Origin of the sequence: Microbispora sp. CL1-1, assembly GCF_012034195.1 — a bacterium.
Classification (GTDB): domain Bacteria; phylum Actinomycetota; class Actinomycetes; order Streptosporangiales; family Streptosporangiaceae; genus Microbispora.
The window spans coordinates 14,350-28,791 of sequence record NZ_JAATEK010000062.1 but is presented as its reverse complement, the minus strand read 5'-3'; the positions used below and the strand labels follow the sequence as shown (position 1 = coordinate 28,791).

Annotated in this window: 13 protein-coding genes; 10 read left to right on the top strand and 3 right to left on the bottom strand. The window is 71.8% G+C overall.

Going from position 1 to position 14,442, the window contains the following annotated elements; genetic code table 11:
• The 3 genes from HCK04_RS37950 to HCK04_RS44505 all read right to left on the bottom strand — a co-directional run.
• Nucleotides 1-1,322: hypothetical protein (locus HCK04_RS37950; RefSeq protein ID WP_205831206.1), on the bottom strand; the 1,322-nt coding region annotated here is incomplete at its 3' end.
• A gap of 168 nt (nt 1,323-1,490) precedes the next feature.
• Entirely contained in the window at nt 1,491-1,751 is a 261-nt protein-coding gene (locus HCK04_RS37945) for a hypothetical protein (RefSeq protein ID WP_142652299.1), read from the bottom strand.
• A gap of 98 nt (nt 1,752-1,849) precedes the next feature.
• The gene (locus tag HCK04_RS44505) at nt 1,850-2,503 is read right to left on the bottom strand and encodes a helix-hairpin-helix domain-containing protein (protein WP_185949109.1); all 654 of its coding nucleotides are present in this window, start codon (nt 2,501-2,503) and stop codon (nt 1,850-1,852) included.
• A gap of 618 nt (nt 2,504-3,121) precedes the next feature.
• Here HCK04_RS44505 and HCK04_RS37935 point away from each other — a divergent pair.
• From HCK04_RS37935 to HCK04_RS37890, 10 genes are all read left to right on the top strand, one after another.
• Nucleotides 3,122-3,874 (top strand): NADH-quinone oxidoreductase subunit I, encoded by a 753-nt coding sequence (locus HCK04_RS37935; protein ID WP_142652297.1) that lies wholly within the window; start codon nt 3,122-3,124, stop codon nt 3,872-3,874.
• Nucleotides 3,871-4,410, top strand: a complete 540-nt coding sequence (locus HCK04_RS37930) for an NADH-quinone oxidoreductase subunit J (RefSeq protein WP_142619755.1) — start codon at nt 3,871-3,873, stop codon at nt 4,408-4,410. The genes HCK04_RS37935 and HCK04_RS37930 overlap by 4 nt, the downstream gene beginning before the upstream one ends.
• Nucleotides 4,411-4,463: 53 nt before the next feature.
• Nucleotides 4,464-4,817: an NADH-quinone oxidoreductase subunit NuoK gene (gene nuoK, locus HCK04_RS37925; protein WP_142652295.1), complete on the top strand. Its 354-nt coding sequence runs from the start codon at nt 4,464-4,466 to the stop codon at nt 4,815-4,817.
• Nucleotides 4,814-6,763: an NADH-quinone oxidoreductase subunit L gene (locus HCK04_RS37920; protein WP_142652293.1), complete on the top strand. Its 1,950-nt coding sequence runs from the start codon at nt 4,814-4,816 to the stop codon at nt 6,761-6,763. Before nuoK ends, HCK04_RS37920 begins: the two co-directional genes overlap by 4 nt.
• An 18-nt stretch (nt 6,764-6,781) precedes the next feature.
• Nucleotides 6,782-7,021, top strand: coding sequence for a hypothetical protein (locus HCK04_RS37915; protein ID WP_142652291.1), 240 nt, complete (start codon nt 6,782-6,784; stop codon nt 7,019-7,021).
• Nucleotides 7,022-7,025: 4 nt separating this feature from the next.
• Nucleotides 7,026-8,708, top strand: coding sequence for an NADH-quinone oxidoreductase subunit M (locus HCK04_RS37910; protein WP_142652290.1), 1,683 nt, complete (start codon nt 7,026-7,028; stop codon nt 8,706-8,708).
• Nucleotides 8,705-10,549: an NADH-quinone oxidoreductase subunit N gene (locus HCK04_RS37905; protein ID WP_240972200.1), complete on the top strand. Its 1,845-nt coding sequence runs from the start codon at nt 8,705-8,707 to the stop codon at nt 10,547-10,549. The genes HCK04_RS37910 and HCK04_RS37905 overlap by 4 nt, the downstream gene beginning before the upstream one ends.
• A 181-nt stretch (nt 10,550-10,730) precedes the next feature.
• Complete coding sequence (locus HCK04_RS37900; protein ID WP_142652288.1) at nt 10,731-11,579, top strand: M48 family metalloprotease; 849 nt, start codon at nt 10,731-10,733, stop codon at nt 11,577-11,579.
• A 253-nt stretch (nt 11,580-11,832) separates the two neighbouring features.
• Nucleotides 11,833-13,485, top strand: a complete 1,653-nt coding sequence (locus tag HCK04_RS37895; RefSeq protein ID WP_142652286.1) for an ABC transporter substrate-binding protein — start codon at nt 11,833-11,835, stop codon at nt 13,483-13,485.
• The gene (locus HCK04_RS37890) at nt 13,482-14,441 is read left to right on the top strand and encodes an ABC transporter permease (protein WP_168066591.1); all 960 of its coding nucleotides are present in this window, start codon (nt 13,482-13,484) and stop codon (nt 14,439-14,441) included. The genes HCK04_RS37895 and HCK04_RS37890 overlap by 4 nt, the downstream gene beginning before the upstream one ends.
• The last annotated feature ends 1 nt before the right edge of the window (nt 14,442 follow it).

The following is a 14,442-nucleotide window of genomic DNA, read 5'->3' as shown; positions in this document are numbered from 1 at the left end:
ATGGTAGCCGCGACGGCGACGCTCACGCGAGAGGCCATCAAACCCTTGAACGCGCCGAACTCCTCGGGCTTCTGCAGCGCCTGCGTGAAGAACCCCTCAAGCTCGTCGAGCTTGTTGATGGGCACCCAGGGGTTGGTGCTCTTGTTGCCCTGCTGCAGCGCGCCGGAGGCGAAATTGTGATTCACCGACTGCGCGAAGTCGGGAAGATAGCGGCCTGCAACGTATAGCAGGGAACCGCGGATCTCCTCGGGCAGATGGGTTCCCGGGTGGAGTTTGGAGAATTCGGCGGTGGCTTGGACGATGTGGACGACGGACCAGGCGGATTCCTTGGCGTCGGCGGAGGTGCCGCGTTCCGCGGAGACGGCCGCCTTGAGGAAGGCCGCAGTGGGCGCGGAGAGGTCCACCTGGCCGATGGGCGGAAGCACGCCGCCCGGGTGCACGTATGAGCTCAGGAAGGGCCCCGGGTCGTAGCCGGGGGTGTGCCAGGAATCGCTGACGAGCATGCGGGCGTACTTCAGGCCGGTGGTCTGATCGCCCAGCACGTGGCGGGCGGCCATGCCGTTCTCCGCGGCCCGCTGGAGGACGGTCCCCACGGCGTCGTACTCCGCCATGAGCCGCTGGTGGCGTGACGCGTCGGCGTCGGTCTCCAGCGGGCCTCGGGCGGGCGGCCAGATCGTCTTGCCGGCGGCGCGGGCGTCGAGCATGGCGCGGGTCAGGTCGGCCAGGAAGCGGGAGTCCCATGACCTGCCCTCGGGGCCGTACTTCACCAGCATGCCGACCGACCAGGGGTCGGAGTTCGCGGTGAGGGCGGCGCGGGTCGCGTCGGGCAGCAACGGGCGGCGGTCCTTGCCCGTGCCGACGCGCATCTGGCCAGCGGCGGCCAGGGACGCCCCGAGGGCCCGCAGCACGCTCACGCTCTCCGCGCTGAACAGCGCACTTCCCGTTCGTTCGTACAGCGCGCGGGCGGCGCGCAGTGCGAGCGGCCCGGCCCCGGCCCAGAAGGCCGCCTGGTAGTCCTCGTCGGCGAGGTGCCGCTGCAGGCTCTCCGGCAGTCCCAGGAGGGCGGTGCGGGCCTCCTCGGGGTTCTTGGCCGCGAGGGCGGCGGCCAGCGTCTCCGCGTCGCGTTTGCCCTGGTTTCCGCTCTGTCCCGTGGCCTCCCAGTCGAGCCGTACGCTGGGCGGCCGGTCCAAGGTGAGGCCGGGGACGCCGGGCGCGCGGCTCAGCGCGCTCCAGCCCTGCTCCCTCGCCAGCTCGTACGCCCTGGTCGTGCGGGCGTCCATGTCGCGTACGTCGTCGAGCGCGGCGGCGATGAGGCCGGGCAATGAGGTGACCGCGACTTCGCTTCCCTATTTCTGCATTTTCTGCTGTATGAGGGGGCTATGCCGGGCCAGCAGTTCGTGTAGCCGTTCGAGCCTTTTCGTGAGTTCCTTGAGATTATCGGGATCGACTCCGACGAAGTCCCCCACGGCGATCCTTCCCGGTGCGGCGGCCTACGAGGCGGCTTTGCGGCGCTCCGCCTCCTCCACACGGGCGATCAGGCGCGGCTGCTCGGCGAGCACGGCGTCGAAGAGCCTGGTGAGCTGGGTCTTCCGGGCGTTCCAGCCGGCGGCCCAGCGGTCGGCCGCAGGGCCCTGCCAGGTGTGGTCGCCGAACATGGCCGGGACGGCGGTGAGCGCCTGGAGGATCTCCCGTACGGCGGTCGCGGTCGCGGCCATGTCCGCCCTGCATTCGACGATCTCGGATGACGTCACCGGCCCTCCCGTTTCTCACGCTGACGCACCGTAAGCCTAAGGAAACACCGATCGCTCAGCCAGGGATATGCGCGACGACAATCGGGATTGCCGAATAACTATGGGAGGAAAATGCCATATTCGGCCACATCGGAGGTGAGGTGCGGGGGCAGGGAGGCGGCGGCCGAGACGTCCTCGGCCGAGACGAAGCCGCCCACCTCGTCGCGTACGCGCACGATCTGCTCGGCGAGCGCGGGCGTCAGGCCGGGCAGGTTCGCGATCACCACAGCGGGGGCGTGGTTGACGTCGATCAGGCCGCCGTCGTCGTATTGGCGGGGCAGGTCGGGCCGCCCGATCCGCAGCTCGCGCGCCATGACCGGATCGCGTTCCGCCAGCTCCCTGGCCTGCTGTCGTAGGGAGCGGCGGTGCTGCGCGACCGCGATCGCCTGCTCGTTCGCGGTCCCGTACGGCCGGACGTCGTCGAAGACCTGCCGCCTGACCGCGAGCGAGTGCACGGTGCCGACCAGCCAGGGACAGAGCATGCAGACGACCATGAAGAGGGACACCAGAGCCGGCTCCTGCGTGTCCGCGTACAGCTCGACCAGGTAGATCCAGGCACCGCTGGCAGTGGCGTATCCGGCGGCGGCGGCCCCGTACCACATGCTGCGCTTGCGGATGGCGGCGTACAGCATGCTGAAGGGCGTGCCGAAGCCGCAGGTGTAGAGCGGGGTGAGCGCCCACAGGTAGCTGGGGACGCTGGACGGCCGCTGCACGGGCGGCGGTGTCGGCGGGGGCGGCGGCGGCATCGGTGGTGGAGGAGGCGGCGGCACGGGCGAGTGCGCGTGCGGCTGTGCGGGTGGCGGCACGTGGGGATGCGCGTGCGGCTGTGCGGGTGGCGGCACGTGGGGATGTGCGGGCGGTGGCATGTGCGGCTGTGCGGGCGGCGCCGGATGGGCGCCATGCGGGCCCGGCCACTGCTGCCCGTACGGTCCCGGCCCCCGATGCCGGTACGGGTTCTGCGGCCCCTGCCCGTGCGGTCCCTGCGGCCCCTGCCCGTGTGGCCCGTGAGGACCCTGCCCGTGAGGACCCTGCCCGTGCGGTCCTTGCCCCTGTGGGCCCTGCCCCTGCGGCCCCTGTGGTCGGTACGGCGGTTCTTGTGGCCCCCGTGGTCCGTGTTGCGGCCCGTGTGGTCCTTGCGGTCCGGGTGGGTAACCTCCCGGCCCCCCATAGCCGTTCATGGTCCAGACGATACGTATTTGTCGGGGTCCGCGCTGCCCCCTTCTCCCCACATCCTGTGGACAACCCTGGGGATGACGGTGTGGACGATGTGGAAAACAGCCCGGACGGAGTCACGCGTTCACGCGCCGCCGATAGTGCGCGATGATGAGCAGGTGGCGCACATTCCAGGAGAAGGGCTGGCCAAGGGTTTGGCCGTGACCATGCGGCACATGCTGCGGAAGTCCGACACGCAGCAGTACCCGGAGGTCCACCCCGACCTGCCCGCCCGCAGCCGGGGCGTGATCGCCCTGGTCGAGGAGAACTGCACCGTCTGCATGCTCTGCGCCCGCGAGTGCCCCGACTGGTGCATCTACATCGACTCCCACAAGGAGACCCTGCCGGCGCCCGAGGGTGGCCGCCCGCGCGCCCGCAACGTGCTCGACCGCTTCGCGATCGACTTCTCGCTGTGCATGTACTGCGGCATCTGCATCGAGGTGTGCCCCTTCGACGCGCTGTTCTGGTCGCCCGAGTTCGAGTACGCCGAGTACGACATCCGCGATCTTCTCCACGAGAAGGACAGGCTGGGCGAGTGGGCGGCCACCGTGCCGCCGCCACCGGCTCACGAGGTCGGCGCCGAGCCGCCGAAGGAACTGTCGGCCGCGTCCCGCCCGGCACCGGCCCGCCGTACGGCACCGCCCGCGCCGGCGAGGGGGCCCGCCGAGGGCACGTCAGCGGCCCAGGAGACCGCCCAGGAGACCGTGCGGGAACCGGCGGCGGAGCCCGCGAAGAGTGCGGAGAATCGCCCGCGTCGTGAGCCGCCCAGAGCCATGCGCGACATCCGCTCCATCCGGCCGCCGGGCTCGCTGCCCAAGAAGAACGGCCCGTCGTCACAGGAGAAGAAGGACGGGCCCGAGGGGGAGCGATGACCTCCCAGGCGCCGGGGTTGTGGCCGCCCTCGGGGCCTGAGATCGTCTTCCTGCTGCTCGGCGCCGTCGCCGTCGGCTCCGCCCTGCTGGTCGTCACGACCAGGCAGCTCGTTCACGCGGCGCTGTGGCTGGTCGTCTGCTTCGGCGCGCTCGCGGGCGGCTATCTGGTGCTGACCGCCGAGTTCGTCGCCTGGGTGCAGGTGCTGATCTACGTGGGCGCGGTCGTGGTGCTGCTGCTGTTCGGGATCATGCTGACCCGCGCGCCCATCGGGCCCTCGGCCGGCCTCGACTCCGGCAACCGGTGGGCCGCCGCGCTGGTCGCCGTCGCGACCGCCGCCGTGCTCGTCACCGTGGTGATCACCGGCTTCCGCTCGGCGTACGCACCGCTCCAGCCCGGGCAGGGGGCGGCCGAACCCCTGGGAGCGAGCGTCTTCCGCACCTGGGTGCTGCCGTTCGAGGCGCTGTCGGTGCTCCTGCTCGCCGCGCTGATCGGCGCGATCGTCCTGTCCCGTACGGACATTAGGGGGCGGGAATGACCCGGTTATCGGCCTTATCGAGCAGCCTGACGGCCCGGAGGCGGTGAGCGAGGATGCACGTCGTCTACCCGGTGGTGATCTCCGCCCTGTTGTTCTCCATCGGTGTGTACGGCGTGCTGGCCCGGCGCAACGCGATCCTCGTGCTGATGTCGGTCGAGCTGATGCTCAACGCGGTCAACCTCAACCTGGTGGCCTTCGATGTCTGGCTCAGGGACCGCCTGCACGGCGGACAGGTGCTGACGCTGTTCGTCATCGTGATCGCCGCGGCCGAGGTGGGTCTGGGGCTGGCGATCGTGCTGGCCGTCTTCCGTACGCGCCGGACCGTCGACGTCGACCGGTTGCGGGCGCTCGCCGAAGTCGTACGCGCACCCGGCTCGGGGCGTCCGGACGGGGAGGACGCCTCGTGATCGTCGTCGTGGCTCTCATCGTCCTGCTGCCGTTCGCCGCCGCCGCGGCGGGGCTGCTGGCGACCCGCCTCGGCACCCGGAACCTGGGCGCCCGCGCGGAACGGGTGGCCTACCGGCGGGCGGCGTGGTTCGCGATCGCCCCGGGCGCGGTGTCGGCGGCGCTGACGGTGTGGCTCGCCGCCTCGCTTGCGGAGGGAGCGGGCGCGTCGGAAGGGCGCTTCTGGTCGGAGCTGCTGCCCGGCCGGGTCGAGGGCACGCTGACGGTGGTCGAGACGGGGTCGGTGCCGATCTCCCTGACTCTGCGGGCCGACGGATTGTCAGTGCTCGCGGGCATCCTGGTCGTCGTGGTCGCGCTGGCGGTGCAGGTCTACTCGGTCGGGTACATGCGGGACGAACCCCGCTACCCGTCCTACAGCGCGTTCGTCAGCCTGTTCACCAGCGCCATGCTGCTGGTCGTCTACGCGGGGGACCTGATCGTCCTCTACGTCGGCTGGGAGGTCATGGGCCTGTGCTCCTACCTGCTCATCGGGCACTGGTGGGAAGACCGGGCCAACTCCCGGGCGGCGGTGAAGGCGTTCCTGGTCACCCGGCTCGGCGACGTCGGCTTCCTGTTCGGGATCTTCGTCCTCGGCACGGCGGCGGGCGGCTTCCGGATCGACGACGTGCTGCGCGCCGACATTCCCCAGGGCACGCTCATCGCCGCGACGCTGCTGCTGCTCGCCGGGGTCGCGGGCAAGAGCGCGCAGGCGCCGCTGCATACCTGGCTGCCCGACGCGATGGCCGGTCCCACCCCGATCAGCGCGCTCATCCACGCGGCCACGATGGTGGCGGCCGGGATCTTCGTCGTCGCCCGGCTCTATCCCGCCTTCCTCGCGGCGCCGCCCACGCTCGACGTGCTGGGCGTGGTCGCCGCCGTCGGCATGCTGGGCGCCGCCCTCGCCGCGCTCGCGCAGGACGACCTCAAGCGCGTGCTGGCCTACTCGACGATCAGCCAGCTCGCCTACATGGCCGCGGCGCTGGCCGCCGGGTCCGACCGGGCGGCGATGTTCCACCTGGTGTCGCACGGCGCGTTCAAAGCCCTGCTGTTCCTCTGCGCGGGCCTGGTGATCCACCACGTCGGGTCGAACCTGATCAGCCACATGGGCGGGCTGCGCCGCGCTCTTCCCGTGACGTTCTGGACGATGACCATCGGTTTCGCCGCGCTCGCCGGGCTGCCGCCCGCGAGCGGGTTCTTCAGCAAGGACGCGGTGCTCTCGGCCGTCGAGCACGGGACGGGACCGGCCCAGCCGTTCGCGTACGCGTCGGCGCTGCTGACCGTGGGGGTGACCGGGGCGTACGCCGCCCGGGCCTGGCTGCGCACGTTCTTCGGGCCCGCCCGGGTCGAGCCGCTCGCGGAGCCGTCGCCCGGTGTCGCCCACGTCTTCGACGGCCGGGAGGCGCCCCGGTCGATGCTGTGGCCGGCCGGCGTGCTGGCCGTGCCCGCCCTGCTGCTCGGCCTCGCCGGATCGGTGGCCGGATCGGTGGCCGGATCGGTGGCCGGATCGGTGGCCGGGTCGGCGACCGGAGTGGAGGTCGAGTGGGGGCCGGCGGCTGTCAGCCTCGCCGTCGCGCTGCTCGGCGCCGGGATCGTGTACGCCCTGTGGCGGGCCGCGCCCGAACAGGATCCGGCCCGGCTGCTCGGGCCGTTCCGAGTGCCGTGCGAGCGGGCCTTCTACGTGGACGCCGCGTACGCGGCACTGGTCGCCCGGCCCGTCCTGCGCCTGGCCAGGGTGGTGGTCCGTACGGACACACGGGTGGTGGACGGCGCGGTCCGCGGCTCCGGCCGGGCGACGCTCGGCCTGTCCGGCCTGGTGCGGCTCGCCCAGAACGGCAACGCACAGCTCTACGTCACCGGCCTGTTCGCCGGGCTCGTACTGATCGCGGTCGCGGCGGTGGTGCTGACATGACGCGGCGGATTCGAAACGGTGGCGCGCAGCTTCTTCGCGGTCACGCGCCGGCTCGGACACGCGGCGCGTGGCTTCTCCACGGCGGTGCGTGGCTTCTCCACGGCGGTGCGTGGCTTCTCCACGGCGGTGCGTGGCTTCTCCACGGCGGTGCGTGGCTTCTCCAGGGTGGCGCGCGGCTTGGGAACGGCGACGCAGGGTTTCCTGGCGGTGGCGCGTGGCTTCCCCGTGGTGGTGACACCGTGGTGGCGTTGGCGGTGACGACGTGAGCTGGTTGCCGATCGCACTCGTGGCCGTCCCCCTGCTGGGGGCCCTCGCCGCCTTCGTGCGGGCCGTACGGGACAGTGCGGTGGCCTGGGGGATCGCCGTCTCGGCGGCGGTGCTGGTCCTCGCCGCAGCGCTCGCCGCGCTCTTCGACTACGCCCGCCCCGCCGAGATGCAACTGCAGACCGATCAGCCCTGGATCCCCGGCCTCGGCCTGCGGTTCCACCTGGGCGTGGACGGCGTCTCGCTGCCGCTCGTCGTGCTGACCGCGCTGCTCACGTTGCTATGCTTCGTCCACCTCGCGGGGCATCCGCCGGAGGGCGGCCGGACGGGTGGGCTGGTCGTCACGCTGCTCGTGCTCGAAGTCGGCATGCTCGGCACGTTCCTCGCCCTCGACCTGCTGCTGTTCTTCGTGTTCTTCGAGGTCGTGCTGGTCCCGATGTATTTCGTGATCGCCCTGTGGGGCGGCGCGGGCAGGCGGGTGGCGGCCGTGAAGTTCATCCTCTACACGCTGCTCGGCAGCGCGGTCCTTCTCATCGGCCTGCTCGTCGTCTGGACCCAGGCCGGCACGCTCGACATGGTCGCGCTGGCCGACCGCCACGGCTCGGGCATCGCCCGGTCGGCCCAGATTCTCGCGTTCCTCGCCATCGGTCTCGGCCTGGCGGTGAAGACGCCCATGTGGCCGCTGCACACCTGGCTGCCCGACGCGCACACCGAGGCGCCGACCGTCGGCTCGGTGCTGCTCGCGGGCGTGCTGCTCAAGATGGGTTCGTACGGCTTCGCCAGGATCGCGATCCCGGTGCTTCCCGAGGGCGCGGCGGCCCTGGCACCCTGGCTAGGCGCGTTCGCCGTGGCCGGCATCGCGTACGGATCGCTCGCCTGCCTCGCCCAGCGCGATCTCAAACGAATGATCGCCTACTCGTCCGTCGGCCACATGGGCTTCGTGCTGCTCGGATTCGCCTCGCTCACGCCGGTGGGCATGAACGGCGCACTGTTCGCCAACGTCGCCCACGGGCTGATCACCGGCCTGCTGTTCTTCCTCGCAGGAGCGGTCAAGGAGCGGTACGGCACGGCCGACATGGTCCGGCTCGGCGGCGGGATGCTGCGCCGCCTGCCGTACGTCGGGTCGCTGCTGACCTTCGCCTGCGTCGCCTCGCTGGGCCTGCCCGGCCTCGCCGGGTTCTGGGGGGAGATGCTCGCGCTGCTCGGCGCGTTCCGCCCGGCCGCAGGGCTCTCCCGGCCACTGTTCCTCGTGTTCATGGCCGTCGGAGGGCTCGGCACGGTGCTCACCGCGGCCTACTTCCTGGTCATGCTCTCGCGGGTGACGCACGGCCGGGCGGTCGAAACCGTCTCGCCCGCCGCGCCTCTCCAACCCGCGCCTCTCGAACCCGCGCCTCTCGAACCCGCGCCTCTCGAACCCGCGCCTCTCGAACCTGCCGGGCCACTCGAATCGGCGCGGCCGGGTGCGACGGGTGCCGCAGGGGCGGCGGTCGGGGTGGACACTCGCGACGGGGCCGAGCCGGGCCAGGGGCGGCGGCGCTTCCGGGACGCCACGACCCACGAACTGGCCGCATGGCTTCCGCTGGTTGCGCTGATCATGCTGTTCGGCCTGTGGCCGAAGGCGCTGCTCGCCGTCACCACGCCCGCCGTGCAGTCGCTCCTCGGATCGGGGGCGGCTCCATGACGGGCGGCTCCATGACGGGCGGCTCCATGACGGGCGGTGGCGTGTTGGGCGGCGTGTTCGGCGGTGGTGTGATGGACGGCGGCGTGATCCAGTCCATCGACTACGCCGCCGTTGCGGCGCCGCTGATCCTCGCGCTGGTGGCCGGGCTCGTGCTGCTGCTCGACGCGTTCCTGCCGGCCCGCCCCGGCGGGGCGCGGGTGCTCGGTCTCGTCACACTCGGCGGCATGGTCGCCGCCCTGGCGGTCGTGGCCGTTCAGGCCGCGAGCGGCGGCGCCCGGCGCACGTTCTGCGTCCCCGCCTCGCTCGGCGGGGCGTCCGCCCTGGGCCAGCCCGCGACGGGCCAGCCCGTGGCAGGCATGGCCGCAACGGGCCGGATCGCAGCGGGTCAGGCCGCCACGGACCAGATCGCAATGGGTCAATCCGCGCTGGGTCAGTCCGCGGCAGGTCAGGCCGCCATGGGCCGGGGCGTTGCGGCGTCGTGCTCGCTCGTTGCGGACCGCTTCTCCCTGCTCATCGCGGCGGTCGTGCTGGCGGCCGGGGTGGTCGTCGTGCTGCTGTCGATGACGGAGATCGCCACGGCACGCGACGCCGGGTCCGATAAGCGTGTCCCGGCGGGGGAGTGGCACTTCCTGCTCCTGGCCACGCTGACCGGGGCGGTGCTGCTGCCGGCCTCTCGCGATCTCATCATGCTGGTCGTGTCGCTGGAGCTGGTCTCGCTGCCGGTCTTCGCGCTGACCGCACTCAGACGCCACGACGGACGCGCCGCAGAGGCGGCCCTCAAGCTCTTCCTGGTCTCGGTGGTCTCCACCGCGATCACGCTTTTCGGCGTCTCGCTCCTCTACGGGGTGACCGGCTCGGTCCACCTCGACCGGATCGACGCCGCGCTGCGGACGGCGGGCGGCATGACCGGAGGCGCGGCCGGGGGAGTGACCGGGGACTCTATTGGGGACTCGATTGGGGACACAGCGGGAGACATGGCCGGGGCCGCCGCCGGAGGAACCGCCGGGGACATGGCCCGGGTCGCGGTGGTGGCGATCGTGCTGGTGGCGGCGGGCTTCGCCTTCAAGATCGCCGCGGTGCCGTTCCACTTCTGGGCAGGAGACGTCTATCAGGGCGCCCCGGTCCCGGTCGCGGCGCTGCTGTCGGTGGTGTCCAAGGCGTCGGGCTTCGCCGGGCTGATCCTGCTGCTGACGTACGCGCTGCCGGGAAGGGCGGCGGTGTGGGCGCCGGGAGTGGCGGTCGTCGCCGCGCTGACGATGACGGCGGGCAACGTCCTCGCGATGCGGCAGCGTGCCGCCGTCCGGCTGCTGGCCTGGTCGTCGGTGGCGCAGTCGGGCTACATCCTCGCGCCGCTGGCCGTCTACGCCGTCGCCCCTCGCGCGGCGGTCGGCGCGTCGGTCGCCTATCTCGTCTTCTACGCCGCGATGAACCTGATCGCCTTCGCGGTGGTCCTGCTGGTGGCGCGGCTGCCCGGAGGCCAGGACCTGGAGGCATATCGGGGGCTGGCGCTGCGGAGCCCGGCGGCCGGGCTGTCCCTCGCCTTCGCCCTCGTCTGCCTGGCCGGGCTGCCGCCCGGGCTCGCCGGTCTGTTCGCGAAGATCGTCGTCTTCCGGGCGGTGGTGGACGGCGGGCTCGGCTGGCTGGCCCTCGTCATGGCGGCCAACACGGTGGTCGGGCTCTACTACTACATCGCCTGGACCGCCCGGCTGTTCGCGCCGCCCGCGGCGGGCGAGAGCCGTACGGTCTCGGCGAGGGCGGCGGGTGCCGCGGTCGCCGTCACGGTCGCCATCACCGTGGTCTTCTCCGTAGCCCCGCAGGTGGTGCTGTCCGTCACAGGGTGAGGCGCGTCACGGGGAACGTTCGTCCTGGCCGTGCGCGTTGGTAGGGCTGGACGCCCGAGCCGGACGTTCCGGCCCGACCCCGCGCTGGACACACCGAGCTGGACACACCGAGCTGGACACACCGAGCCGGACGCCCGAGCCGGACGCCCGAGCCGGCCACACCGAACCGGGAGGAGGAGGCGTGCACCACAACCGCCTGCGCACCGCGGTCCTGCTGGGGACGCTGTCCGCGTCGCTCCTGGTCATCGGGGCCTGGCTGGGAGGCGGCATGGGCGTCCGGATCGCGTTCGTGGCCGCCCTCGTGGTCTGCGGCGTCGCCTACTTCTGCGCCGACAGGATCGCGCTGTCGGCCATGCGGGCCCGGCCCGTGGCGGAGGTGGAACAGCCGGCTCTCTATCGCGTCGTCCGCGAGCTGTGCACCGAGGCCCGCGCGCCGATGCCCCGCCTGTACGTGTCCCCGACGATGCAGCCCAACGCGTTCGCGACCGGGCGCAACCCGCGTGACGGCGTGGTGTGCGTGACACACGGCCTGCTCGGGCTGCTGGACGAGCGCGAGCTCAAGGGCGTGCTCGGCCACGAGCTGTCGCACATCCACAACCGCGACATCCTGATCTCCTCGGTCGCGGGTGCGCTCGCGACGATGATCACCTACTTCGGGTACGCCGGCCTGTTCTTCGGCTCGGACGACGACGAGGGCCCGGGGTTCCTCGGCGCCATCCTCGTGGTGATCCTCGGCCCGGTCGCGGCCACGATGATCCAGATGGCGATCGCGCGTTCCCGGGAGTTCGCGGCCGACGACGCGGGCGCACGGCTGACCGGCGACCCGCTGGCCCTCGCCTCCGCGCTCCGCAAGATCGAGATGGAGGTCCGCAGGCTGCCGCTCCCGGAGAACGGCAGGCTCGCCTCCGCCGGTCACATGATGATCGTCAATCCGTTCCGGGGCACCCGGATCGGCCGGCTGTTCGCCACCCACCCGCCGGTCGCCGAGCGGATCGCACGTCTGGAGCGGATGGCCGGCTACCGCCGCTGACACGAGCGAGCCATCCGTAACGCCGGGCGGCACCGCGGGGGGCTCGGCAGCGCGGAGCGGACGGTGGCGGGACGACGCCGTGGTAGTGAAGGTGCGCCGTGCGACGAGGAAGTTCCGCCACGACGAGGCCACGGCAAGATCTCTACACATTTGGTCGGGAAAAGGATGGAAGATCCGGCATTCCGTGGTGTTTACTGCTCCTATCCATTTGGGGCTAACTGGTAGACAAGCCAGGTCATAGGGAAGGCGCGCCATGGCAGAAACGGACGAGCGCGGCGTCCATACCCGCCGGGGATTCCTCAGGACGACGGTCACCGGCATGACCATGCTCACGGCCGCGGCGTTGCTGGAGGCCTGCGGCGCGGCGCCGTCTCCGTCGGCCGGCTCGAAGGCGTCGAGCGGAAGCGCCGCCGCCGGCACGGACACCGGCAAGGAGATCGAGGTGCTCCGGGTGTCGCTTCCCGGCTCGCTGTCGAACCTGTATCCCGGGCAGGAGTCGGGCATTCTCAACTACTACGTGGCCGGGATCTGCATGGAGGGGCTCGTCGGCGTCGACACCACGGGGAAAATCGTTCCCGCCCTGGCATCGGGCTTCGAGCGGACGTCGCCCACCACCTACGTCTACCGGCTCCGTCCGGACGCCCGGTTCCACGACGGCACCCCGGTGACCGCCGATGACGTGCTGCACTCGATCGCGATGGCGAGGGACGCCAAGGTCTCGCCCGCCACGGCCGCCTACTGGGCCAACCTGAAGAAGGCCGAGAAGACCGGTGACGCCGAGATCACCCTGACCGTCAAGGCCGCCGACGAGGCGTTCGCCTGGCTGCCGTCCAACGCCGACGCCCTGTGGATCGCCCCCAAGGCTGCGTGGGAGCGCGCGAAGAGCGGGTTCGGCACCCCGCAGGCGCTCCCCGTCGGGTCCGGGCCGTACACGGTGACCGGGTTCGTCCCCGACTCCTACGTCGAGTTCTCCCGGGCGGACACCTGGCACGGAACCCGGCCGAAGATCGCGAAGATCCGGTTCGAGTTCGTGCCGGACGACAACACGCGCCTGCTGGCGTGGCAGGCCGGCAAAGCCGACATGGCGCTCAACGTGCCGCTGGCCCAGTCGCGTCAATGGGAGGGCGCCTCTGCCACCCGGGTGGTCTACGCGCCCGATCGCTCCTACGCCGGGCTGACCTTCAACACGAAGACCGCGCCGTTCGACGACGTGCACGTCCGCAGGGCGGTCGCTCACGCGGTGAACCGCCAGGCGATCGTCGACAAGATCCTGCGCGGGCATGGTCAGGTCGCCACGGCGCTGTCCACGCCCGAGCAGTTCGGCGGGCTCTGGACGCCGCAGGAGGCGGCGCAGCGGCTCGCCGCCATCCCCCAGTACGCGTACGACCTGGAGAAGGCGAAGCAGGAGCTGGCGCAGTCGAAGGTGCCGAACGGGTTCAGTGCGAGCCTGTCCTACCCGAACACCGGCCCGCACCTGGGGACGGCCGCGCAGGCGTTCGCCGCCGACCTGGCCAAGATCGGCATCACGCTGGAGGTGAAGGAACTGCCGATCGAGCAGTGGCTGGCGGAGCTCAACGAGTTCCCGCCGCTGAGCTACATGTGGTACTTCAACACCACCGGCGACCCCGGTGAGCTCGCGACCTGGTTCCTCGGCGAGGCCAACCCCGCCAAGTACGCCAACGACGCGATCGCCGCCACGATGGCGAAGGCCGCCGCCGAGGCCGACCCGGCGAAGCGGGCCGGACTGCTGATCGAGGCGCAGACCACGCAGGCCGCCGACCTCGCGTACCTGCCGCTGTGGTGGGGCCAGGCGGCGACCGCGTTCGGCAGTGCGATCGGCGTCAGGGACTACACCTCCTACACCCTGCTGGCGGACTGGCCGCAGCAGGTCTACGCGGCGAAGTGAACCGCGCCGCCCTCGCCTTCGCGCTGCGCCGGGCCGCCGCCACGTTCGCGCTGCTGCTCGCGCTGTCGCTGCTGGTCTTCGCGCTGCTGTATCTCGCCCCCGGCGACGTCGCCCGCAACCTGCTGGGCACCCGCAACGTCACGCCGGAGGCCCTGGCCGGGATCCGCGCGCTGCACCACCTGGACGAGCCGTTCCTCGCGCAGTACTGGTGGTGGCTGTCCCACGCGATGACCGGCGACTTCGGCACGTCCATCCGTACGGGAGGGCAGGTCGGGCCGCTGCTGCTCGACCGGACCGGCATCACGGCGGCCACGGCCGGGCTGGCGTTCCTGCTGTCGGTCCTGGCCGGCGTCCCGGCCGGGATCGCCACCGCCGTACGCCGCGGGCGGCCGCTCGACCGGATGCTCGTGGCGGCTTCGGTCGTCGGCGTCAGCGCGCCCGGCTTCGCGGTCGGCCTGATCCTGCTGTACGTCTTCGCCCTGGGACTGGGCTGGTTTCCCGTCTACGGCACCGGCGAGGGGTTCCTCGACTCCCTCTGGCATCTCGTCCTCCCGGCGGTGGCGCTGGCGTTCGGGCTCGGCGCCTTCGTCGTGAAGCTGACCAGGGCGGCGGTCATCCGGGAGCTGGACCAGGACTACGTGACGTTCGCCCGGGCACGCGGCCTGTCCGAGCGACGGGTGCTGCGCCTCGTGCTGCGCAACGCGGCGATCCCCATCGTGACCAGCCTCGGCCTCATGGTGGCCTACCTGTTCGGCGGGACCGTGCTGATCGAGGTCACCTTCGCGCTGCCCGGCCTCGGCTCGCTGATGGAGGAGTCGGTGCTGTTCAAGGACATCCCGGTGGTGCAGGCGCTGACGCTCGTCGTCGCGCTGGTCGTGTCGGCGACCGCGCTCGCCGTGGACCTGTCCTACCTCGCGATCGACCCGCGCGTACGGGCCAGGGCGGTGCGGCGATGAG

What these genes read in the sequence shown, in the direction of transcription:
- HCK04_RS37930 (WP_142619755.1), top strand. Translation starts at nt 3,871, where the DNA reads ATGACCTCCCAGGCGCCGGGGTTGTGGCCGCCCTCGGGGCCTGAGATC.
- nuoK (WP_142652295.1), top strand. Translation starts at nt 4,464, where the DNA reads ATGCACGTCGTCTACCCGGTGGTGATCTCCGCCCTGTTGTTCTCCATC.
- HCK04_RS37905 (WP_240972200.1), top strand. Translation starts at nt 8,705, where the DNA reads ATGACGGGCGGCTCCATGACGGGCGGCTCCATGACGGGCGGTGGCGTG.
- HCK04_RS37895 (WP_142652286.1), top strand. Translation starts at nt 11,833, where the DNA reads ATGGCAGAAACGGACGAGCGCGGCGTCCATACCCGCCGGGGATTCCTC.